Origin of the sequence: Hwangdonia seohaensis, assembly GCF_031932625.1 — a bacterium.
Classification (GTDB): Bacteria; Bacteroidota; Bacteroidia; order Flavobacteriales; family Flavobacteriaceae; genus Hwangdonia; species Hwangdonia seohaensis.
Map to the genome: position 1 here is coordinate 890,423 of NZ_JAVSCK010000001.1, position 23,433 is coordinate 913,855.

At 38.0% G+C, this 23,433-nt stretch carries 17 protein-coding genes; 2 read left to right on the plus strand and 15 right to left on the minus strand.

Annotated features, from left to right (window positions below; genetic code table 11):
• Positions 1-164: 164 nt before the first annotated feature.
• Genes RNZ47_RS03870 through RNZ47_RS03885 form a run of 4 tightly spaced genes read right to left on the minus strand, consistent with a single transcriptional unit; the run spans position 165 to position 3,413 of the window.
• On the minus strand, positions 165-962 hold the full coding sequence (locus tag RNZ47_RS03870; RefSeq protein WP_311936659.1) for a metal ABC transporter ATP-binding protein: 798 nt from the start codon (positions 960-962) through the stop codon (positions 165-167).
• Positions 963-1,008: 46 nt separating this feature from the next.
• The gene (locus RNZ47_RS03875; RefSeq protein ID WP_311936661.1) at positions 1,009-1,920 is read right to left on the minus strand and encodes a metal ABC transporter solute-binding protein, Zn/Mn family; all 912 of its coding nucleotides are present in this window, start codon (positions 1,918-1,920) and stop codon (positions 1,009-1,011) included.
• 43 nt (positions 1,921-1,963) lie between these two features.
• Complete coding sequence (locus RNZ47_RS03880) at positions 1,964-2,767, minus strand: transporter (RefSeq protein WP_311936665.1); 804 nt, start codon at positions 2,765-2,767, stop codon at positions 1,964-1,966.
• Positions 2,754-3,413, minus strand: a complete 660-nt coding sequence (locus RNZ47_RS03885) for a metal-dependent transcriptional regulator (protein WP_311936668.1) — start codon at positions 3,411-3,413, stop codon at positions 2,754-2,756. Before RNZ47_RS03885 ends, RNZ47_RS03880 begins: the two co-directional genes overlap by 14 nt.
• A 121-nt stretch (positions 3,414-3,534) precedes the next feature.
• Here RNZ47_RS03885 and RNZ47_RS03890 point away from each other — a divergent pair, with 121 nt between their 5' ends.
• Positions 3,535-5,562, plus strand: a complete 2,028-nt coding sequence (locus tag RNZ47_RS03890) for a S9 family peptidase (RefSeq protein ID WP_311936669.1) — start codon at positions 3,535-3,537, stop codon at positions 5,560-5,562.
• 1 nt (position 5,563) lies between these two features.
• Here the strand turns inward: RNZ47_RS03890 and RNZ47_RS03895 are convergent, their stop codons facing one another.
• The 6 genes from RNZ47_RS03895 to RNZ47_RS03920 all read right to left on the minus strand — a co-directional run bounded on the left by RNZ47_RS03895 (position 5,564) and on the right by RNZ47_RS03920 (position 11,413).
• On the minus strand, positions 5,564-5,704 hold the full coding sequence (locus tag RNZ47_RS03895; protein WP_311936672.1) for a FeoB-associated Cys-rich membrane protein: 141 nt from the start codon (positions 5,702-5,704) through the stop codon (positions 5,564-5,566).
• Between the two features lie 64 nt (positions 5,705-5,768).
• Positions 5,769-7,868, minus strand: coding sequence for a ferrous iron transport protein B (gene feoB / locus RNZ47_RS03900; protein ID WP_311936674.1), 2,100 nt, complete (start codon positions 7,866-7,868; stop codon positions 5,769-5,771).
• A complete protein-coding gene (locus RNZ47_RS03905) occupies positions 7,861-8,097 on the minus strand; it encodes a FeoA family protein (protein WP_311936677.1) in 237 nt (78 codons plus the stop codon). Before RNZ47_RS03905 ends, feoB begins: the two co-directional genes overlap by 8 nt.
• Before the next feature lie 258 nt (positions 8,098-8,355).
• Complete coding sequence (locus RNZ47_RS03910) at positions 8,356-9,393, minus strand: aldo/keto reductase (RefSeq protein WP_311936681.1); 1,038 nt, start codon at positions 9,391-9,393, stop codon at positions 8,356-8,358.
• A gap of 266 nt (positions 9,394-9,659) precedes the next feature.
• Positions 9,660-10,619, minus strand: coding sequence for an OmpA family protein (locus RNZ47_RS03915; RefSeq protein WP_311936684.1), 960 nt, complete (start codon positions 10,617-10,619; stop codon positions 9,660-9,662).
• 32 nt (positions 10,620-10,651) lie between these two features.
• On the minus strand, positions 10,652-11,413 hold the full coding sequence (locus RNZ47_RS03920) for an exodeoxyribonuclease III (protein WP_311936687.1): 762 nt from the start codon (positions 11,411-11,413) through the stop codon (positions 10,652-10,654).
• 121 nt (positions 11,414-11,534) lie between these two features.
• Between RNZ47_RS03920 and RNZ47_RS03925 the strand changes: the two genes are divergently transcribed.
• Complete coding sequence (locus tag RNZ47_RS03925) at positions 11,535-14,957, plus strand: DUF8818 domain-containing protein (protein ID WP_311936690.1); 3,423 nt, start codon at positions 11,535-11,537, stop codon at positions 14,955-14,957.
• A gap of 88 nt (positions 14,958-15,045) precedes the next feature.
• On the opposite strand, the gene RNZ47_RS03930 is transcribed toward RNZ47_RS03925, so the two are convergent.
• The 5 genes from RNZ47_RS03930 to RNZ47_RS03950 all read right to left on the minus strand — a co-directional run bounded on the left by RNZ47_RS03930 (position 15,046) and on the right by RNZ47_RS03950 (position 23,390).
• A complete protein-coding gene (locus RNZ47_RS03930; protein ID WP_311936692.1) occupies positions 15,046-15,786 on the minus strand; it encodes a succinate dehydrogenase/fumarate reductase iron-sulfur subunit in 741 nt (246 codons plus the stop codon).
• A gap of 10 nt (positions 15,787-15,796) precedes the next feature.
• Entirely contained in the window at positions 15,797-17,812 is a 2,016-nt protein-coding gene (locus RNZ47_RS03935; RefSeq protein ID WP_311936695.1) for a fumarate reductase/succinate dehydrogenase flavoprotein subunit, read from the minus strand.
• A 2-nt stretch (positions 17,813-17,814) separates the two neighbouring features.
• Positions 17,815-18,501, minus strand: coding sequence for a succinate dehydrogenase cytochrome b subunit (locus RNZ47_RS03940; RefSeq protein WP_311936697.1), 687 nt, complete (start codon positions 18,499-18,501; stop codon positions 17,815-17,817).
• A gap of 109 nt (positions 18,502-18,610) precedes the next feature.
• Positions 18,611-21,454: a WD40/YVTN/BNR-like repeat-containing protein gene (locus tag RNZ47_RS03945; protein ID WP_311936701.1), complete on the minus strand. Its 2,844-nt coding sequence runs from the start codon at positions 21,452-21,454 to the stop codon at positions 18,611-18,613.
• A 160-nt stretch (positions 21,455-21,614) separates the two neighbouring features.
• A complete protein-coding gene (locus RNZ47_RS03950; RefSeq protein ID WP_311936704.1) occupies positions 21,615-23,390 on the minus strand; it encodes a T9SS type A sorting domain-containing protein in 1,776 nt (591 codons plus the stop codon).
• Positions 23,391-23,433: the final 43 nt, after the last annotated feature.

A 23,433-nucleotide genomic window follows, 5' to 3' on the forward strand; every position in this document is an offset into this window, starting at 1 on the left:
CCATTCCTTCGTTCATTATTTTTGCAGATTGATGATTCGGATGCTGTCCGAACTCGGGACTTTCACTTTTGCAATGTTTGTGTTTATTTCCTCCTTTATTGTTCCTTTTTGTTTTTACCATTTGAGTAAGTACTGTAAACCGCGACTGCCACTGCCAACTTGTATTACTCCTGAATACTTACTTTGTAATTAATACCGTAGGTTTTAGTTAAATTATCATCGTTAAAAATATCCTTAACCGGACCTGTTGCAATTTTTTTCACATTTAAAAAGGTTACCCAGTCAAAATATTCTGGAACGGTTTGTAAATCGTGATGTACCACGATAACAGTTTTTCCGGCTTTTCGCAGTGCTTTTAAAATATTGATAATGGCTATTTCGGTTGAGGCATCGACACCTTGAAAGGGTTCGTCCATAAAATAAATAGCCGCATTTTGTACCAAGGCGCGCGCCAAAAAAATACGTTGTTGTTGTCCGCCAGAAAGCTGGCTTATTTGTCGTCCTTTAAACGATAGCATGCCTACTTTTTCCAAAGCTTCAAGGGCTGCTTTTTTCTCTTTTTGCCGCGGACGTTTTATCCAGCCCAAACTGCCGTAGGTTCCCATCATCACAACATCTAAGGCGGTTGTTGGGAAATCCCAGTCTACACTTCCTTTTTGGGGTACGTAAGCAACTAATTTACGTTGCACGTTATATGGTTTTCCATATATGCTTACGCTACCGGCAATGGGTTTTAAAATGCCTAATATGGCTTTTATTAAGGTTGATTTTCCTGCGCCATTTGGCCCTACAATAGCCATAAGTACGCCTTCTGGGATTTCCAAATCAATATCCCAAAGCACCGGTTTGTAGTTGTATGCAACCGTTAAATCGTCTACTTGTACTGCTATTACTCCTGCGGAGGCAGGAGTCTTATTAATAGAATTACTGTCTCTTATATTTTTCTTTGTTTTTTTTTCCATTTAAGATTCAACTATTTTTTTGTTGGGATTCCTGCTTTCGTAGGAATTATTTTAAAGCATTCACAATCGTATTCACATTATATTCGAACATACCAATATAAGTGCCTTCAACCGTTCCGGCATTTCCCAGGGCATCAGAATATAAAGTCCCGCCAATTTCTACGTTATGCCCTTTTGAGTTTACTGCGGCTTGTAAGGCTTCAATTGTGCGTTTTGGCACAGAGCTCTCAACAAAAATAGCTTTTACATTTTTATTTATAATGAATGCGGCTAATTTTTGAACATCTTGAACTCCAGCCTCGGTTGCTGTTGATAAACCCTGTAATCCAACCACCTCGAAACCATAGCTTTTCCCGAAATAATTAAAAGCGTCGTGTGCTGTAACCAATATTCTTTTTTCTTTTGGAAGGGTTTCAATGATGCTTTTAATGGTGTTCTGAAGCGTATCTAATTTTGCTAAATATTGCTTTTCGTTTTCGAAATAGTAGACTGAATTTTTTGGATCTTTTTCAGATAATACCGCAGCTACTTTACTAGCAAATTGCTTGAAGTATGCGATATTAAACCAAACGTGTGGGTCGTAATTCGATGCGAAATAATCAGAACCAATTAAGGTGCTTTTATCAATGTCTTCGGCCAAAGCAATAGGTGTTTTTGTTTGGCTTTCCATTTTTTCAAATACTTCAACCAATTTCCCTTCTAAATGCAATCCGTTGTAAAAAATAATATCGGCATTAACCAATTTTGATACATCGCCTTCGCTTGCTTTATAGAGGTGCGGATCGACACCGCTTCCCATTAAACCCTGTACATTAACAAGGTCGCCACCAATGTTTTTAACCAAATCGGTAATCATGGTTGTTGTGGTAACAATGTTTAGTTTGCCGTTCTCTTGTTTGTTGTTTTTACAGTTGAAAAAAGCTAGTGTTATTGCAATGATTAATATTGTTTTCTTCATGGTTGTTTTTTATACCTACAAGGTTTTGAAAACCTTGTAGGATTTAATTATTGGTTTTTGGTATTCTGAAACTTATCCCAGCACTTATTAATAGGTCTTGTCCTTTAGTGATACTAGAGCCGACGGTGGCATCTAATTGTACATTGTTGTTTATTAAATAAGTTAAGCCTGCATCCCATAAATGATTGGCTTCGCTGTTTTCTGGCATGTCACCGTACAATTCCGCGTAAGCGCCCAAACGATTTGTAATACTTTGTCCGAAGGCAATAGTGTAAACATATGAAGCCTCGGGTGAATCGTTACCCCATGCTGCACCGAGATTATAAGACAAACTGCTGTTTTCGCTGAGTGTATGCGCAAACGCCAGCCTAAAATCCACACCCGTTGTTTCTGGTTTATAATCTGTACTTGCGGTAAAGGGCAAATACAAATGACCCAATAAACCTATTTCCGGAAAGCATCCGTTTTCTTTGGCAATGCTCGTTTTTACGCCTAATAATAAGGGGTTAAATCCGCTTGATACGTTGTTTAAAGTGTTTCCGTTTACCTTGGTTTTGCCTTCAACAAAATCCCAACCTAAACGCAATTCCAGGTTATCCAACAGCCCATATCGCAATAAAGTTGTATTAAACGTAAAATCTTCGGTCTTAATATTGTTGGTTTTAAACGACTCGTAAAACGCTCCCGTTTCTACTTGCAAAAAGTTTTTGGGCACTACACTGGGCGACTCAGTTTGATCGGGTCTGTCCGTAATTAATGGCTCAAGTTCTTTTTTTTCTTGAGACCATAAAAAAGTGGAAGCAAAAAATGTTAAGCCTAAAAATATGTTGCTGTTAGTTGGTTTCATTAACATAAATAATATTTGTAAAATCTTGGTTTAAAATAATGGTGTTGTTGTTAATTAGAATTTGAGTCATTTTGTTTTTTGAAAATTGTTTGGTAACCACAATGGTGTTTCCGTATTTCAAACCGTTTAACGCACAAAAGTCAAAGAATTCTTTGTCGTCGCTCATCAATCTGGAAATGGTGTACGTCTTGCCTTCTTGGGTGTTTGCAAGGGCTACCGAGGTGTCTTTAGTCGTAATTTCGCCTTGGGCATTTGGAATGGGGTCGCCATGCGGATCGAACTTAGGGTTGCCTAAATATTCACTTATTTTATTGGCTAAAAAATCGGAGGTTTGATGCTCTAATAATTCAGATTCCCTATGGATTTCGTGCAACGACATATCGAACATTCTAAATAATAAAGACTCCCAAAGCCGATGTTTACGCACCACATTAAGTGCCATTTTTGTGCCTTTTTCTGTGAGCTTTAACTCTTGGTATTTCTCGTAATGAAGGATATCTTTAGTCGCTAATTTCTTAGCCATATCGGTAGCGGCAGCATTAGATATACCCAGTTTTTTGGCGATGTTTCCAGGTTTGGTATCATCACTATCATTCTTTTCGTTTTTGTAAATGGCCTTTACAAAATTTTCAATAGCTGTAGACATTTATTGCTTGGTTAATTAAAAATTTAAGTAAGCTTAAATAATTTTCAAATATAACTAAAAAAATTAATTCTCAAACCAAACACTATAATTATTAACTTTAAACTTTTAAAAAGAAATATTTATGAATCGTGTTATTGTTTTTCTGGTTTCAGTCGTTTTTGTCAATGCCGTTTGTGGTCAAATTAAAAAAGAACTGTTTCAGCCTTTGGATGTTTTTGAGTTGGAGTGGGCCTCAGATCCTCAAATTTCACCGGATGGAACACAAATTGTTTACAAAAGAAATGGGTTTGATATCATGAAGGATGCCGCCAAAGGCAATCTTTGGATTATAAATACGGATGGCACGTTTCATAGAAAACTAACCGCTAGAGAAGTTAACGAATCGCAAGCAAGTTGGTCGCCAACCGGTGATAGAATTGCATTTTCGAGTTCCACGGAAGAAGGTTCGGAATTATACATGTATTGGGTCAGTTCCGGTAACATAGCAAAACTGTCTCAGTTAGAACATTCTCCGGGGTCGTTAACTTGGTCGCCCGATGGCAAGCAACTTGCATTTACCATGTTTGTTTCTCAAAAAGCACCGGTAGTAATAAAAATGCCCACCAAACCAAAAGGGGCAACTTGGGCAAAACCAGCTAGAATAACAGATAGATTGAAACACGAAGCAGACGGAAAAGGGTATATGGAACCGGGGTTTACGCACATTTTTACAATCCCCGCTGAAGGTGGAACTGCAAGGCAAATCACTTCGGGAAATTATAACCATAGTGGCAATTTTTCATTTTCACCCAACGGCAAAACCATTTATTTTTCCGCCAATAGAAGTGATAATTGGGAGTATGAATTTAGGAACAGCGAAGTTTATAAAGTTAATATTGATACCAAAAGCATAACGGCACTTACTTCCCAAAACGGACCGGACTTTTCGCCAAAGGTTTCTCCAGACGGAAAAACCATTGCTTTTTTGTCCTATGAAGATAAAGTGCAAGCTTTTCAAACGATGCAATTAAATATTATGAATGCCGATGGTAGCAATCGGCGTATTATATCTTCAAATCTAGACCGTAGCGTATCCAATATTTCTTGGGATAACTCGGGTAAAGGTTTGTATTTCACTTACGATGATAAAGGAAATTCTAAAATTGCCCATATGACTACTTTGGGAAGAGTTACAAAACTCGCCGATAATATGGGCGGCACAACTATTGGTCGTCCTTATGCTTCTGGCTCATATTCGGTTTCTGATAATGGCACTATTGTTTTTACTGAATCCACCCCGGATTATCCTGCGGAATTGGCTGTTATTCAAAATAAAAAATCAGCAAAAAAATTAACAAATTTGAATGCCGATGTTTTAGATTATAGGCAATTAGGACAGACCGAAGAAGTTTGGTATAAATCCTCCTTCGATGGTCGAGATATTCAAGGTTGGATTGTAAAACCGCCTTTTTATGATGCTACGAAAACATATCCTTTGTTGGTTGAAAATCACGGTGGCCCCATTCTAAATTATGGCGATCGGTTTACCGCAGAAATTCAATTATATGCCGCCGAAGGTTATGTGGTTTTTTACCCGAACCCTCGTGGAAGCACAAGTTATGGTGAGGAATTTGCAAACTTGCTTTACAATAATTATCCCGGTGAAGATTATAACGATGTTATGGATGGTGTTGATTATTTGGTTGAAAAAGGCATCGTTGATAATCAAAAACTTTTTGTTACTGGCGGAAGTGCAGGCGGTATTATGACCACGTGGATTATTGGCAAAAACAACCGTTTTAAAGCCGCTGTGGTTGCAAAACCCGTTATAAATTGGATTAGTAAAACCTTGGTTGCCGATAATTACTATGGTTATGCGAACTCGCGTTATCCGGGGCAACCTTGGGAAAATTTTGAAACCTATTGGAAGTTTTCACCCATATCGTTGGTTGGCAATATTGAAACGCCTACTATGGTTATGGTTGGTATGGACGATTTGCGTACGCCACCAAGTGAAGCAAAACAATTGTATCACGCTTTAAAGCTGCGAAAAATTGAAACGGTTTTAGTTGAAATTCCCGGGGCATCTCACGGTATTGCCAACAAACCGAGTAACTTAATTAGCAAAGTGGCGCACACTTTGGCTTGGTTTGAAAAGTATAATGAATAGTTTAATGACAACCACAGCCATCAGTACCACCGCAAGCTTTGGCTGTTTTCTTTTTTGGTTTCCAAACAAACTTTAACACTAAAAACCTAATCGCAAAAGCGAGTACCGTAAAAGCTAGTATGTTTTGTATGATGGTATTCATATTTTATTTTGTCGTAATTATTTTAGTTTCATTTCATACGATTCCTGCTTTTGTAGGAACGGAATTATTTTAAAACCTGAAAAGCAATTAGGGCAACTATATAAGCAAAAGCACTCATGATAGTAAGTTGCCACATGGGCCATTTCCAGCTGTTCGTTTCTTTTTTAACAATGGCTAGCGTGCTCATACATTGCATGGCAAAAGCATAAAACAACAATAGCGAAATGCCCGATGCAAAATTAAACAACGGCCCACCTAAAATGGGGTTAACCTCTCCCGCCATTCGGTTTTTAATGGTTTCTTCTTCATCACTTCCAACGCTATAAATAGTTGCCAACGTACCCACAAACACCTCACGAGCCGCAAAACTACTTACAATGGCAATGCCAATTTTCCAGTCGTAACCCAATGGGCGTATTGCAGGCTCTATGGCTCTTCCTGTTATACCAATAAACGAATGTTCTAATTTATACGATGCGATGTGTTGATGCAATTCATCTTCACTTAAATTTTGCGACGCATACTCCGCTTTTACAATATTTTCAGCATTATTAAAATCCTCTCCGGGGCCATAAGATGCCAAAAACCAAAGCACAATAGAAATGGCAAGAATAATTTTACCGGCACCAAACACGAAAGCTTTGGTTTTTTCAACAACCGTTAAAGCTACATTTTTAATTAGCGGGAGCTTGTAATTTGGCATTTCAACCACAAAAAACGATTTGCTTTTTATTTTTAAGATTTTATTTAAAATATAGGCCGAAACCACCGCAGTTCCAAAACCAATAAGGTACAACAACATTAATGTTAAGGCTTGAAAGCTTAAACCCAAAAATCGACCATCGGGAATTACCAACGCAATAATAATTAGGTATACAGGAAGTCGAGCTGAACAGGTTGTAAACGGCGTTACTAAAATGGTTATTAAGCGTTCTTTCCAACTTTCAATATTACGGGTTGCCATAATAGCGGGAATGGCACAGGCTGTACCCGAAATTAATGGCACGACGCTTTTTCCGCTTAAACCAAAACGACGCATAACACGGTCCATTAAAAACACCACACGACTCATATAGCCACTTTCTTCAAGCACGGCAATAAACAGAAATAAAAAGGCGATTTGCGGAATAAATATAACGATGCCGCCTAGGCCGGGAATAATTCCATCAGCTAATAAATTGGTAAAAGCCCCGCTAGGCAATTTATCATTAGTCCACTCGCTAAGGGATGCAAAAACACTATCAATAAAATCCATGGGTACGCTAGACCAATCGTAAATGGCTTGGAAAATAGTGAGTAAAATGATAAAGAAAATTACATAGCCCCAAACTTTGTGGGTTAAAACCCTATCTAGTTTTGCGCGCAAATCTTTAGCTTGAGACGCATCAATGGTTTGTCCTTTTTTAAGGACGTTGTTAATAAACTGATAACGCTTAATGGTTTCTCTTTGCTGTAATCGTTTTAATTCGCTTTCACTTTTTGTTTTAAAACCGGCAATGGCATCAATTTCCTTTCTGTCCGTTTTTCCAAAATTCACATCCTGTGTAATAACCAACCATAGTTTGTACAATAATTGGTTTGGAAAGGCCTTTTTTAGGTTGTCGAAATATTCTGCGTCAATTTCTGAAGCATCAATACATGGGTTTACGGAAAGCTCTTTATAATTGGCAATTAAATCTTTTAAATGGTCAACGCCTTGATTTTTTCTAGTACTTACCAAAGCAATTTTGGTTTCTAAATGTTTTTCCAAATAGGGGATATCTAAAGAAATACCTTTGTAATTCATGCGGTCTGCCATATTAATAACAAGTACCGTTGGAATTTCTAAATCTTTAATTTGGGTGAACAGTAAGAGGTTTCTTTTAAGGTTTTCCACATCGCTAACAACCACGGCAATGTCAGGAAAATCTTTATCGTTTTTATTTAGCAGAAGCTCAATGACAACATTTTCGTCAAGTGATGATGCGTTTAAACTATAGGTTCCGGGCAAATCTATAATATGGGCTTTTACACCACGCGGTAATTTACATATACCTTCTTTTTTTTCAACGGTAATGCCCGGGTAGTTGCCAACTTTTTGGTTTAATCCGGTAAGAGCATTAAAAACCGAGGTCTTACCAGTGTTTGGATTACCTATTAAAGCTACATTTATTTGCTTACTCATTTGCTATTTTTTCTATTAAAATATGAATAGCCGTTTCTCTTCTAATCGCTAAATGCGTACCGTTTATGTTTAAATACATAGGGTCTGCAAAAGGAGCTACCTGTAATAGCTGTACAGGGTTCCCTGGCAAGCACCCCATTTCCAAAAGTTTTAAAGGGATATGAATGGACGAAACATCAGTGATTATGCCTCGTTCTCCGCGTTTTAAATTTGCTATTGTGTCTTGCAAGCTTATTTAGATTGATTTTAAAGAAGCAAAAATAAGGTAAAGTTTAGAGGTTTAAAAGTTTTGGTGTGTAAATAATTATTTGAGCGCTGTTTCAGCCTGTCTGCTGCGCTCAGGGTTTGTGTTTTGCCTTTAGGAAGTCACTATTTTTATGTATTTGAAAAACAACACACTAAAAGTTGCATCAAACCCAGTTTTTAAGGTACGACGTTTAGGCTTCTTTATCTTTTTTTGATACAAAAAAACAATCCTTATATAAGCTTAAGGCGCCGGATTGGGAATGGCATCATGCACTTCGTTTATTTGGGACAGAATCTCATCACTTAAAACCACATTAATGCTATCGATATTTTCCTTGAGTTGCTCTACATTGGTAGCGCCAATAATATTGCTGGTTACAAAAGGTTGTTGGGTTACAAAAGCTAAACTCATTTGGGCCAAACTCATGTTGTTGTCTTCTGCAATTTTTAGGTATTTTTTTGTAGCCTCTGTAGCTTGCGGATTCGTATATCGTCCAAATCTTGGAAACAGTTTTAAACGCGCATTATCTGCAGCCGTTCCTTTTATATATTTCCCCGAGAGCACGCCAAATGCCATGGGCGAATAAGCCAATAAACCAATGTTTTCAAGGATGGAAACCTCGGCCAAATCGCCTTCAAAGGTTCTGTTTAATAAGGAATACGGGTTTTGAATGGTTGCCATTCTTGGTAAATTGTGCGCTTTGGATTCTTCTAAATAACGCATGGTTCCCCAGGCTTTTTCGTTTGAAATGCCTATGTGCCGAATTTTACCCGATTTAATGATGCCATCGAAGGTGTACAGGATTTCGTTAAAATTATCTTTCCATTTGTTTTCCGAATTGTGTTTATAATCCCGAACTCCAAAATAATTGGTATCGCGTTCGGGCCAGTGCAACTGATACAAGTCAATATAATCGGTCTGCAAACGCTTCAAGCTATTATTTACGGCCTCTTTGAGGGCTTCGGGAGCAAAGCCATTGGTACGAATATGTGCCGTGTAATCGCCATTCCCGGCTATTTTTGAGGCTAAAACCACTTTATCGCGGTGGCCTGTTTTTGCAAACCAATTACCAATAATGGTTTCGGTAGTGCCATAGGTTTCCGGACTTGAGGGAACGGCATACATTTCGGCGGTATCCCAAAAGTTTACACCGTGCTCCAAGGCATAGTCCATTTGGGCGAAACCATCGTTTTGGTTGTTTTGGTTTCCCCAGGTCATGGTGCCCAAGCATATTTTACTGATTTTTATTTTGGTGTTTGGTAGTGTTGTGTATTTCATAAATAATGCATTTGATAGTCCCGAGAATCCCGATAGTTATCGGGACGGATCTTTTTAATTTAAAAGTTTATTGTGGATGCCCGCATGCGCAGGAATAACAAATCGATCGTATTTTAATTAAGATGTAAAGATAAAAAACCTTTAAAAGCCCTAATAGCTTTTAAAGGTTTTTTATGCGTTAGGGATTGCAGTGGAAATCCTTTTTGTGAGGCACGAGCAAAAAGATTGGGAACGAAAAGCCCGACCTGAAAGGGAACGCCCAAATACTAATGTTCATTTAGCAATTTAGAAAGCTCATCTAACTTTGGTGTTAGAATAACTTCGATTCGTCTGTTTTTTGCTTTGCCTTCGGGTGTATCGTTTGATGCAATTGGCGCAAATTCACCTCGACCGGCAGCGGTTAAATTTTCTGCATTTATAGACGGGTTTTCTCTAAGAATATTTACGATGGCCGTGGCGCGTTTGGTTGACAAATCCCAGTTACCGCTTAAGTTACCGCTGCCTTGATAGGGTGCATTATCGGTGTGGCCTTCTATTAAAACGGCGATGTCTGGATTAACGCCCAAAACACTGCCTAATTGCTGAACGGCTCTACGACCTTCGGCGCCAACTGCCCAACTTCCTGAGCCGAATAACAACTTGTTTTCCATGGATACGTATACTTTTCCGTCGCGTTGCTCAACGGTTAATCCTTTGCCTTCAAAATCGGTTAAAGCTCTTGAAATGGCATTTTTCAAGGCGGTCATGGCGGCATCTTTTGAGGCGATTACACTTTCTAATTCCGCCACGCGGTCTGAGCGTTCTTGCAGCTCTTTTTTAAGCTTAGCCAAACGTGCGTTTTCGGTTGCCAAAGCTTGTTCCTTGGCTTCCAATTGGGCTAATAATTCTCTGTTTTTCTTGGAATTTTCGGCAATTGAAGCTGAACTGTTTTTCTCTAAAGCATTATAAGAGGCTTTTAAATTATCTAAATTGGATTTTGTGGCATTGTAATCGGCTTGTAGTTTATCGCGTTCTGCAACAGCTTCATTATAGGCCGCTGTGAGTTGTTTCAGTTCGTTTTCAGCTGTGTTTTTTGCGTTTAAAAGAGCATCGTTTTCATCTGAAAGTTTTCTGTTTTCCTGTTTTAAATTGGCATACTTGCCTTCTAATTCTTTATATACTTTAGGCGATACGCAAGAAGCTACCAACACTAAGGTTAATACTGCTAATGGAATTTTTTTTATCATGATTATGGGTTAAATTTATTGTTCGTTAAATATTAAATTTCAATTTCTAATAAAATGGGGCAATGGTCGCTGTGTACGGCATCAGAGAGTATAACGGCTCTTTTGATGTTTTCTTGTAACGGAAGTGAAACCATAGCGTAATCTAATCGCCAACCTTTATTATTGGCACGGGCATTGGCGCGGTAACTCCACCAGCTATATTGCTGTAATTCGGGGTTTAAAAAACGGAAGGAATCAATAAATCCGCTGTCTATAAAGGCGCCAATCCATTCGCGTTCTACGGGTAAAAATCCCGAAACGCCTTTCATTTTAGGGTTGTGGATGTCTATTTCTTCATGACAAATATTGTAATCGCCACAAATTACCAGATTCGGAATGTCTTTTTTCAGCGTATTTATATAGGCTTGAAACATGTCCATATATTCCAATTTATGGTTTAACCGTGCGTCATTTGTGCCCGATGGCAAATACAAGCTCATTACAGAAACCCCATTAAAATCGGCACGAAGGTTGCGGCCTTCAAAATCCATGGACTCAATTCCTGTGCCGTATTCCACATGATTAGGTTTTATTTTGCTTAAAATAGCTACGCCGCTATAGCCTTTTTTTTGTGCACTAAACCAATAGTTGTATTTGTAACCAGCATCTTCAAACAAACTTAAATCCAACTGCTCTTTCATCGCTTTAATTTCTTGCAGGCAAATCACATCGGGATTAGCGCTTTTTAACCAATCAATAAGGCCTTTGTTAATGGCGGCGCGAATACCGTTTACGTTATAGGATATAATTTTCATCAACTTAATAAGAATTTCAGCTAAAATAAATAATGCGTTACATTTACACTATTAAATCTAGCAGGAGTTTTAACGAAGCTATTAACAAAATATTTTAAGCGTATTGCAGTTTAAGTATCTGATGAAGTTTTTTACATGCATTTTTATTATTTTGATTGGTGTTTGCGGGTTTTCCCAAGACCAAAATTCTAATTACAAAACTAAAAAAGTTGCTGTAAAAGATACCATTAGAATTGACAGCGTAAGTATTAATCCCCATTCGTTTTCAATTAAAAGGAAGGATAGCTCTGTAATCGATTCCATATATTACAGTGTCGATTTTGCAAAAGCACTTTTAACGTTTAAAAAGCCGATTGAAACCGATTCTATCATTATAAATTATTTAAAATTTCCGGATTTTTTAACCAAAACCTATAAACAATTAGACGAAAACATTATTGTTGAAAACAACAGTAATGCTCAAACCCTATACAAATTATCCCAACCCAACGCTTCCAAAAATTTTATTCCTTTTGATGGCCTAACAACATCCGGGAGTATTTCGAGGGGTGTGACTATTGGCAACAACCAAAATTCGGTGTTAAATAGCGAATTGGATTTACAAATTACAGGAAAGTTAAACGACAAAGTGTCCTTGCGAGCATCCATCCAAGACGCTAATATTCCGCTACAAGAAAGTGGTTATTCGCAACGTTTGGATGAGTTTGACCAAGTGTTTATCGAACTGTTTAGCGATAATTGGAACATTCGCGCGGGCGATATCGATTTGGTAAATACCGATTCTTATTTTGCAAGTTTTTCAAAGCGTGTTCAAGGATTAAATATACATGCGAAATTGGGCAACGACGATGCACAAACCAACCTATTTGCCGCTGGTGCCTTTGTACGTGGACAATTTACAAGAAGCGAATTTAAAGCACAAGAAGGCAACCAAGGCCCGTATAAATTGCAAGGGCAAAATGGCGAATTGTTTGTGCTTATTGTATCGGGTAGCGAAACGGTTTACGTAAATGGCGTTGCCGCAAAACGTGGTGAAAACGAAGATTATATTATCGATTATAACGCGGGCGAAATCATTTTTAACTCCACATTTCCCATCACTTCCGAAATGCGTATTACGGTAGATTATCAAGTAAGCGAACGCAATTATTCGCGTTTGGTGGCTTTTGGTGGCGGCCGTTTTGAAAGTGATAAGCTCAAACTTGGTGTTTCGGTGTATTCTGAAAATGATGCAAAAAATCAGCCTTTGCAACAAAATTTATCGACCGAACAAGTTCAAATTCTTGCAAATGTCGGTGATGATAGAGCGCAAATGGTAGCACCGTCTGAGGTTTTAGAGGCTTTAAACGAGAATAGAATTCTTTATAAAAAGGAACTCATTAGCGGTAACGAAGCCTTTGTGTTTTCAAACAATCCGGACGACGAACTGTATCGGGTTACATTTACGCAAGTTGGCCAAAATCAAGGCGATTATATTTTAAGCAGTGTGAATGCCATCAATAATATTTATGAATATGTGGGTATTAATCAAGGGAATTACGCGCCCATTATTCAATTGGTTGCGCCCACAAAACTACAGATTGCGGTGGTTAACGGAAGCTATAATCCCACCGAAAAAACGGCCATTCATTTTGAAGCTGCCGGTAGTAAAAACGATTTAAACCTGTTTTCCAATTTGAATGATGAAGACAACGACGGATTTGCCGGCAAACTAAAGATTACCCAAAACATCATTAAAAAAGACAGTCTTTGGAATTTAAACGCTTTTATTGATGGCGAGTATATTCAAAAAAACTTTAAAACCATTGAACGTTTGTACAATGCTGAATTTTCGCGTGATTGGAATATTGAAAATCCTTTGGGCAATCAGCAATTTACAAAAACAGGTCTGCAGCTCATTCACCCTAAAAAGGGCATTGTAAATTATCAGTTTGAGCATTTGGAATTCTCTGAAAATTTTAACGGAAACCGGCATGTTGCCAACATCAATGTATTCCTTAATAAATTCAACATTCATTCTAATTCCAGTTTTTTAAAGGCGCAGTCAGATAAGAGTTCATCTACATTTTTAAGGTCGTACAACAGCATAACTTACGGTATGCAAAGCAGTTGGATTGGTACAAAATTGGCGATTGAAAATAATGAACAAAAAGATAATACCACACAAATTTTAACGCCTTTAAGCCAGAAATTTAAATCGTACGAACTGTTTTTTGGCGTTGGCGATAGCACTGCGGTTTTTGCAGAATTTGGATACAAAAACCGAGTAAACGACAGCATCCGAAACAACGCATTGCAAAAGGTTAATACATCCAATACCTTTTATTTAGACTCAAAACTTATTCAAAACAGCAACACCAATTTGTCGCTTTTCGCCAATTATAGAACACTTAAAAACGAAAACGACACGATTGCCACTTCGACTCCGCTCAGCGCAGGCGACGAACAATCTATAAACTCCAGATTGCAGTTCAACCAAAAACTTTTTAAACAAATCATTTTATGGAATACTGTTTTTGAAACCAATTCGGGCACGTTGCCGCAACAAGATTTTACTTATGTGGAAGTTGAACCCGGACAAGGCACATATACTTGGATTGATTATAACGCCAATGGCATTCAAGAATTGGAAGAGTTTGAATTGGCGCAATTTCAAGATCAAGGCAAATACATTCGGGTTTTATTGCCCAATCGTATTTATTTAAAAACACATCAAAATAGGCTGAGCCAAACACTGACTATTAATCCGTCGCAGTGGTCGGTTAGTGAGAATAAGTCTAGAAAATTTTGGTCGCATTTTTACAATCAAACCAGTTATTTAATCGACAGAAAAATTAAAAGGGAAGGGCATGGTTTTAACCTAAATCCTTTTGAAAACGATGCGGAGAACCAATTGGGTTTACAGTTAAACTTTAGAAACGTGTTGTTTTTTAATCGCGGAAAACAGCGTTACACCACATCGTACACATATTTGTCCAATCAATCCAGAAATATTTTGTCCATCGGTTTTATTGAAAATAGCCTGAAAAGCCATCAGTTTAATTTTAATCATAAAATTGAAGAAAGTTGGTTGCTTTCATTTCAAACGGCTTTTGATAAAAATGAAAGCCTCAGCGAAAATTTTACAAGTAAAAATTACAATTTTGATGAAACGCTTTTCAGCCCAAAGATTTCTTATTTGTTTAATGATAATTCGCGCTTCGATATCTTTTACCAAAACACTAAAAAAGAAAATACCATTGGTGGTTTTGAAACTTTAAAGCAACAAAAATACGGAGTGTCGTTTGCATTTTCAAATAAAGAAAATCATGCGATAAGTGGTGAGTTTAATTATTTTTCGAATGCGTTTAATGGTAATGCGAATACACCCGTTTCGTATCAAATGTTAGAAGGTTTACAACCCGGAAAAAACTTTACATGGAGTTTATTGGTACAAAAGAAACTGACCGACTTTTTGGATTTAAACCTAAATTATTTTGGCAGGAAAACGGAAAACAGCAAAACCATCCACACGGGAACCATTCAATTAAAAGCCTACTTTTAAGCCATAAAAAAACTCCTAAAAAAGAATATTTTAAGAGTTTTTTGTTTATTATAATGTGATACTGAATCAAGTTCAGTATGACAAAACACTAAATATTAGCCTTCATCAGCTCTCTATTCATACGCGCAATATTGTCTAACGAGATGCCTTTAGGGCATTCAATTTCACAAGCTCCAGTATTGGTACAATTTCCAAAACCTTCCAAATCCATTTGCTCCACCATGTTTTTAACACGATCGGCAGCTTCAACTTGGCCTTGAGGCAGTAAAGCGTACTGAGACACCTTGGCGCCAACAAATAACATGGCACTTGAATTTTTACAAGTAGCTACACAAGCACCACAGCCAATACAGGCCGCAGCATCCATGGCTTCATCGGCAGCGTGTTTTGAAATAGGAAGCGAGTTTGCGTCTTGGGTGTTCCCAGATGTATTTACAGAAATATAACCACCCGCTTGTTGGATGCGCTCAAAAGCTGTTCGATCCACAACCAAATCTTTTAGCACAGGAAATGCTGCAGCTCTAAAGGGCTCGATAGTAATGGTATCGCCATCTTTAAAGGAACGCATGTGCAGTTGGCATGTGGTTATGCCTCGGTCTGGGCCATGCGGTTCTCCGTTTATGTACATGGAGCACGTACCGCAAATGCCTTCACGACAATCGTGATCGAATGCTATGGGTTCTTCGCCAGAGTTTACTAACTGCTCGTTCAAAACATCCATCATTTCTAAAAAAGACATGTGCTCTGAAATATCAGCAACTTTATAATCGACCATTTGACCCTTTGCATTTGAGTCTTTTTGTCTCCAAATTTTAAGTGTTAAATTCATAATGTCAATCTTATTTGTATGAACGTTGTTTAAGTTCAATATCTTTAAATTCTAATTCTTCTTTATGTAAAACGGCATTGGCCGGATCGCCTTTATATTCCCAAGCGGCTACAAATGCAAAGTTTTCATCATCGCGTTTGGCTTCGCCTTTTTGTGGTCCGGATTCTTCGGCAGATTCTTCCCTAAAATGCCCGCCGCAAGATTCATTACGCATTAAAGCATCTTTAGCAAACAGCTCGCCTAATTCTAAGAAATCGGCAACACGACCTGCTTTTTCAAGTTCAGGATTCATTTCGTTTGCTGTTCCGGGAACATAAACATCTTTCCAAAACTCCTCTCTAATGGCTTTAATTTCTACCATGGCTTCTTTTAAACCTTCAGCATTTCTGGACATACCTGCCTTATTCCACATCACATTTCCTAGTTTTTTATGGAAATAATCAACAGATTTTGTGCCTTTGTTATTCACAAAGAAATTAATTCTATCACTAACTTCTTTTTCGGCTTCTTCAAACTCTTTAGTGTCCGTTGAAATTTTTCCGGTACGGATATCGTCCGCTAAATAATCACCAATGGTGTATGGTAATACGAAATAACCATCGGCTAAACCTTGCATTAATGCCGATGCTCCAAGACGATTTGCGCCGTGGTCTGAGAAATTAGCCTCACCAATACAGTAACACCCGGGAATGGTAGTCATTAAATTGTAATCTACCCAAATACCACCCATAGTGTAATGTACCGCTGGGTAAATCATCATAGGCGTTTTGTAAGGGTCTTCAGCTATGATTTTCTCATACATTTGAAATAAGTTACCGTATTTCGCCTCAATGATACCTTCACCTAATGCTGTTATTTTTTCTTTTGAAGGATTGGAAATATTATGAATTTTAGCCTGTTCTTTTCCGTAGCGTTCAATAGCCGAAGCAAAATCCAAATACACGGCTTCACCTGTTGCATTTACACCATAACCGGCATCGCAACGTTCTTTTGCGGCACGTGATGCGACATCACGAGGTACTAAGTTTCCATAGGCTGGATAACGACGCTCTAAGTAATAATCGCGTTCGTCTTCCGATAAATCGGTTGGTTTTTTTCGGCCTTCGCGTATGGCCATCACATCGTCCATGTTTTTTGGTACCCAAATACGGCCATCGTTACGTAACGACTCGGACATTAATGTTAATTTAGACTGGTAATCACCCGAACGCGGAATACATGTTGGATGAATTTGTGTATAGCAAGGGTTTGCGAAATACGCTCCTTTTTTATGAATTTTCCAAGCTGCCGTGGCGTTTGAGCCCATAGCGTTGGTCGATAGGAAATATACATTACCGTAGCCACCCGAACCCACAACAACAGCGTGAGCGGAGTGTCTTTCAATTTCACCGGTAATCAAATTACGGGCAATAATACCTCGCGCTTTTCCGTCAACAATAACAACGTCGAGCATTTCGTGGCGGTTAAACATTTCAATTTTACCACGGGCTATTTGTCGGTTCATTGCAGAATAACAACCCAACAATAATTGCTGACCTGTTTGTCCTTTGGCATAAAACGTTCGTGATACTAAAACACCACCAAACGAGCGGTTATCTAATAACCCGCCATAATCACGAGCAAAGGGTACGCCCTGGGCAACGCATTGGTCGATAATGTTTCCAGACACTTCGGCTAAACGATAAACATTGGCTTCACGCGAACGGTAATCGCCACCTTTTACGGTGTCATAAAACAATCTGTAAGTTGAATCGCCATCACCTTGATAATTCTTAGCGGCATTTATTCCGCCTTGAGCGGCAATAGAGTGCGCACGTCGAGGAGAATCTTGATAAGCAAACGCTTTTACGTTATAGCCTAATTCGGCCAAGGTTGCTGCTGCCGAACCACCGGCTAAACCCGTGCCAACAACAATAATATCGATATGACGTTTATTGGCTGGATTTACTAAATCGATATGATTTTTATAATCTGTCCATTTATCTTGTAATGGACCTTTTGGTATTTTTGAATCTAGTGTTGCCATATCTATGATAATACGTATTTAAGGTGATGATAAAGTGCTATAAAGATAAATCCTAGCGGAATTAAAATTGAGTAGGCCTTACCTATATTTTGAAGCGTTTTTTTACGCCAAACCGTTGAGCCCATAGATTGAAATGCCGATGTAAAACCGTGCAATAAGTGAAGCATTAAAAACACAAAGGCAATAACATAAGCTATGGTTCTTATATGGCTATGAAATTTATGCGTTAGTTCTTCGTGATAACGAAGGCCTTCCACTCCTTGCATTGTTCCAGACCAGTCGCCTTGTATAAATTTGGTGTTAATCTCTGGGAACCAAAAATCGATAAAATGCAAAACAACAAAAGCTAAAATGGCAACGCCACTCCAAATCATGTTTCTACTCATCCACGAAGAATTTGCAGCACCGTTATTTCTAGCGTAAGCAATGCCTTGGGCTTTTTTATTCTTAATTTCCAATACAAACCCCATTACAAAATGAAATACCACGCCAAAAATTAAAATGGGTTGCATTACAAATTGAATCAACCAATTGGTTCCCATAAAATGAGAGACCTCATTGAAAAGATCTGCACTAAAAACAGATAAAATATTAATTGCAAAATGTTGAAGTAAAAAAAACATTAAGAAAAAAGCCGAAAGTGCCATAGCTACTTTTCTTCCAATCGAAGATTTAAAAAATCCGCTCATTATTTTTAAAGTTAGTTTATAGTTTTACAAAGGTAGTTATGGATGGAGTTATAGACAAATAACAAATGTCATGTTTTTACTATTTAGAATGGTTTTAATCTGTAACCCTTTATTTTATTGAAATAATAGTTTTTTCAGACCCTAATTGAACCCCGTATTTTCCCTTTGGTAAGTAATATTTTCCATTTTCGGCTTTGTTTATTTTAATACTTGTATTTTCTTTCATTAGCATTTTTTTAGCTTTTTCAGAAATGGTTAAATCGTATTCCGTAACATTAAATCCTTTATCTGCTTTTATATTTATTTGATGCAATTCAGACTGGTTTTCAGAAAAGATTTTAATGGTTTGATCACCTGTACTATTGGCATAAAATTTAATGCCGATTGATGGTTCAAAAACATTGGACCATGCGCTATAGGCACTTCCCCAACGTATGGAGTGTTTAATATCGTCAACATCAAAAAGCACTATAGGTTGGTTTATCTTAGATGCATCCACGGTTTGAAAGTGTGCAATATTGGTTTTGTAGATACCTCTCCCGTGGGTGCCTAAAAGCAAATCGTTGGCATCTGGTTGCACCACAATATCGTGCACGGCAACAGCTGGCAATCCCTTGCTAAAAGCCTCCCAGTTTTCACCATTATTAAAGGTTACGTAAGCGCCATTATCGGTGCCCAAATATAAAATATGCTCGTTTTTAGGGTCTTCTTTAATCACGTTTACTGGTGAAAGTGGAATGTTTGAACCGATGTCTTTCCATGTTTTTCCATAATCATCGCTGCTGTAAACATACACCGAAAAGTCGTCCCAACGGTAGCCGTTTAAAGTCACGTAAACACGCTCTTTTTTATGTTGCGATGCTATAATGCGCGACACCCATAAATCTTTTGGCAGGTTGTTTGAAATATGCTCCCAACTTCCACCTCCGTTTTTTGTGACGTGAATTAAGCCGTCGTCGCTTCCGGTGTAAATCAATCCGAATTGAAAAGGCGATTCGCTAATGCTTGTTAAGGTTCCATAGGCAACATTTCCAGGCTTTCCGCCGTTGGTCAAATCGTTGCTAATGGCCGTCCAATCATCACCTTGATTCATGGAGCGCATTAATTTATTGCCGCCCAAATACAAAATATCTTGATTGTGCGGCGATAATAAAATAGGGGTTTGCCAATTAAAACGATAGGGTTTTTCGCCTAATTTATGCTTCGGTTGAATGTATTTTTGCTCGCCAGTTTTTCTGTTGATTCTAAAATAATTCCCGAATTGATAGCCTGTGTAAACCACATTGGCGTTTCTGTTATCTATTTGAATGTGCATACCGTCGCCGCCCATAAGTCTTTGCCACGGGTGTTTGCCTTCTTGCTGCCACTGTTTGTCCATTTTGGCATTATGGGCACCGACCCAAACACCGTTATCTTGCAAACCACCGTATACGTTATATGGTGTTTCGTGATCAATATTTATAGCATAAAATTGCCCAACGGATGTTACATTTAGCTTCTCCCAACTTTCGCCATCATCGTAACTAATGTTTAATCCACCATCGTTTCCATCAATTAAATGCCCCTGTTTGTTAGGGTTTACCCAAAGCGCTTGATGATCTACATGCACGTTTTCTTTGTTAATGGATGTAAATGATTTACCGCCATCCTTAGACTTTAAAATGGGCACGCCCATAATATAAATGCCGTCTTTGTCTTGCGGATCCACGCGTATTTCCCCAAAATAATACCCGTAACTATAATACAAATCGTCTATATAGTTTTCGTGTGTTTTTTGCCATGTTTTTCCACCGTCGGTACTTTTGTACACCTCGGCGCCAATTACTGGCGTATCGAAAAGGAGTGAATTGGCATCTTCAAGATATTTAGCCAAATCAATAGGCTTTACGCTACCGCTTCTTACCAATTGTTTTACGTTTTCGGCACGGTATTTTTCTTGAAATCCATTGGTTTTTAAAAACTCGTTAAGCTTTTTGTCTTCAATATTTAAGAAAGTTGTAACAGTCATGGTTTTAAAATCTTCTTTGGTCAAACCGTTTTTTTTGTCGTTTTTACTTTCTGAAGCCCTTCTGAATTGACTGTCATGCAAGGCGTAAATAATGTTTTCGTTAAACACTGCCAAACCAATTCTGCCAACGCCATCGCCTGTAGGGAACCCACTTTCTGAAGTCGTTATTTTAACCCAAGAATTGCCGGCGTCGGTACTTTTATAAATTGCGGATTGGTTGCCACTCCCATTAAAATTCCACGCTTTTCTATCTTTTGTCCACGACGAGGCAAACATGATATTGTAGTTGTTTGGCGCGTGCTGCACATCAATAATGCCGCTTACATCGTCAACAAATAGTTTTTGTTCCCAAGTTTTACCGCCATCGGTGGTTTTGTAAATGCCGCGCTCCTTATTCGGAGAATATAAATGCCCCGTAACACCTACTACAACCTCATCGGCGTTATTAGGGTTAATAAGAATCCTGCCAATGTGATGCGAATCAGGTAGCCCAACATGCACCCAGGTTTTGCCGTTATCTGAAGATTTTAAAATACCGATTCCCGCATAACTAGAGCGGGATGCGTTATTCTCACCGGTGCCAACCCAAATGGTTTTGGTTTTCCAATCTACCGCAATATCGCCAACATTTTGAGTGTTTGAAGTATCTAAAATCGGTTCAAATGTAGACCCGTTATTGGTTGTGTGCCAAACGCCACCAGAAGCATAACCTACATAAAACTCTATGGGGTTTTCAGGATTCACATCCAAGTCTACAACCCTCCCGCTCATAATGGTTGGCCCTATATTTTCAAATGGCACATTTTTAACCAATGAATTTTGGGTTGAGGCCTGCTTTTGTTGAATCGCTTTTTCTAAAACTTTTGATGATGTTGATGGCTGTTGACTAAAGCCAAAATAGAAACATAAAATGAAGCAAATAGTAAGCTTTTTTATAATGTGCATGTTGATTGGTTTTTATGGTTATGAAAATTAACTATTCTAATTGTTGTGGCAAAATTTAACTGTTTTTATTTATATTTCATTGAAAAGTTCTGATGGGTTGGGATAAAAAAAAGCCTGTAAATTTGACTTCACAGGCTTTCATCTTATTTTATAAGCTTAACTAATCTAGCACTATTTTTTTTGTAATTACTGCCAAATCTGAATGGATATTTACAAAATAAACACCTTTTGAAGCACCATTCATTTTAATGGTTTTCGTGTTTGAAGAATTTGAAATATCGTGCTCTGAAATCAATCGTCCGCTAATATCATAAATAACGGCTTTTTGCAAATTAACATACGACGCCTTATTGATATAAAATTGATTTTTTGCTGGGTTGGGGTATAAGCTAACGGCATTGTTTAGCTCATCTTCCTCAACGCTCAAAGAACAAGAGTGGTTGGTCATTAAGTTACTGCTGCAACCGGCATCGATCGATATACTTCTGCTTTGCACATCGTTTCCACCATTAATATCATCACTACTCAATGTTCTATTATTTTGCCCAGCACCTATTGAACGGTGCATTATGGCACTTGAATTTATAACATGCCCTAATTGATGTCCATGACCTAACTCGTGCACGGCTACAGATTCAAAATCTGTTTTTGGACTCACAGCCGGTTTTGTTCCGTACTCCCAGTTTGTATCATCGTTAAACACAATATCTAATTCATCTACTATCACATAAGTGGTCCCAGTGCTCGAACAGGTTGATGGATAGGTATAACAAACACCTAAAGTGCTGGCTTCAAGTTCGCTTCCTACATCAAATCGTATAATATTTGTGCCGTCCCTTTGTTGGGAGTTTACCATAGTTGTTGCGCCAATATCCCAATTTACACCTGTTTCGCACCTCCAAGTATCAAAGGCTCTTAAAAAGGATGCCTTTGCGGCAGCATTGGCATCAAAATCAGTAAACATTTGCCATGTATAGCCTCCAGAACCATTAGTATCTACATGTTGTGTTTGATATTCAAAACCTCCACTTAAAATCGTTATTTGAGCATATGGCACAGTAATAAATGCTAGCCCACTAAAGTTGGATTTGTTTGGTGTTGGTTCGGCGTCTTCTACTTGGATGGATCCTGTTCCTGCATCTCCTGGTACTTGTACTTGCACTTCAGTATTCGTCCAGCTTACTATTTGAGTATCTAATGCAGTAATTTGACCAGAAACTGAATTGGCATCTTGAAAATATACTTTACCCATAGTTGCTCCAAAATCATTTCCTGTAATTGTTAATACGGAATATGTTCCTGCCGTAATGGTTGTAGGAGATACACCGGTAATTTCAATGGTAGGCCCTTTTGCTTTACTTGTTGAGTTTGCTTTAGGCTTAAAACTTTTGCTTGCTAATTCCTTATAATTGGTTTTGGTTTTTGAGGTAATGGAGGTGTAAAAATTATCCTCAATGCCTTTAAACGATTTAAAAACATTATTTACCGTATTTGATTGTGTGTTGTATTTGTAAAATGCTTGTGCCCCGCTATATGGGTTGTATTTTTTTAACAGGCTGTTGTGGTTTACAAGTTGCGTTTTGGAATTATACAGAAAAAACACACCAGTTTCTCCTAATTTTACTTGCAAACTGGGTGTCACTGTTTCCCCCATATCTCCTACCCAACCACCTTTGGTAATCAGTTCTATTTGACCAGGTGCATCACCTTTAAACACTTTGTAAACTTCGATTGTATTGCTCGTGAAAATATTTGTGTAATCGGTATTCCAAAATGATTTTTGAGCAATAATTTTACCTTCAACAATTATTTGGGTGTTTTCAATTTGATCATTTAAAGGCATTTCAATTAAAGCGCCTTGAGCCATTAATTTGGACGTGTAGGGTAGAAAAAAAAGCATTGTAAAAACAATGCTTGTCAGCGTAGTTTTATTCATAATTTAGTAGATTTTTTTATCAAAAATAACAAAAAAACTAGCA

Coding starts and splice junctions, on each gene's coding strand:
- RNZ47_RS03870 (WP_311936659.1), bottom strand. CDS start 962: ATGGAAAAAAAAACAAAGAAAAATATAAGAGACAGTAATTCTATTAAT.
- RNZ47_RS03875 (WP_311936661.1), bottom strand. CDS start 1,920: ATGAAGAAAACAATATTAATCATTGCAATAACACTAGCTTTTTTCAAC.
- RNZ47_RS03880 (WP_311936665.1), bottom strand. CDS start 2,767: ATGAAACCAACTAACAGCAACATATTTTTAGGCTTAACATTTTTTGCT.
- RNZ47_RS03885 (WP_311936668.1), bottom strand. CDS start 3,413: ATGTCTACAGCTATTGAAAATTTTGTAAAGGCCATTTACAAAAACGAA.
- RNZ47_RS03890 (WP_311936669.1), top strand. CDS start 3,535: ATGAATCGTGTTATTGTTTTTCTGGTTTCAGTCGTTTTTGTCAATGCC.
- RNZ47_RS03895 (WP_311936672.1), bottom strand. CDS start 5,704: ATGAATACCATCATACAAAACATACTAGCTTTTACGGTACTCGCTTTT.
- feoB (WP_311936674.1), bottom strand. CDS start 7,868: ATGAGTAAGCAAATAAATGTAGCTTTAATAGGTAATCCAAACACTGGT.
- RNZ47_RS03910 (WP_311936681.1), bottom strand. CDS start 9,393: ATGAAATACACAACACTACCAAACACCAAAATAAAAATCAGTAAAATA.
- RNZ47_RS03915 (WP_311936684.1), bottom strand. CDS start 10,619: ATGATAAAAAAAATTCCATTAGCAGTATTAACCTTAGTGTTGGTAGCT.
- RNZ47_RS03920 (WP_311936687.1), bottom strand. CDS start 11,413: ATGAAAATTATATCCTATAACGTAAACGGTATTCGCGCCGCCATTAAC.
- RNZ47_RS03925 (WP_311936690.1), top strand. CDS start 11,535: ATGAAGTTTTTTACATGCATTTTTATTATTTTGATTGGTGTTTGCGGG.
- RNZ47_RS03930 (WP_311936692.1), bottom strand. CDS start 15,786: ATGAATTTAACACTTAAAATTTGGAGACAAAAAGACTCAAATGCAAAG.
- RNZ47_RS03935 (WP_311936695.1), bottom strand. CDS start 17,812: ATGGCAACACTAGATTCAAAAATACCAAAAGGTCCATTACAAGATAAA.
- RNZ47_RS03940 (WP_311936697.1), bottom strand. CDS start 18,501: ATGAGCGGATTTTTTAAATCTTCGATTGGAAGAAAAGTAGCTATGGCA.
- RNZ47_RS03945 (WP_311936701.1), bottom strand. CDS start 21,454: ATGCACATTATAAAAAAGCTTACTATTTGCTTCATTTTATGTTTCTAT.
- RNZ47_RS03950 (WP_311936704.1), bottom strand. CDS start 23,390: ATGAATAAAACTACGCTGACAAGCATTGTTTTTACAATGCTTTTTTTT.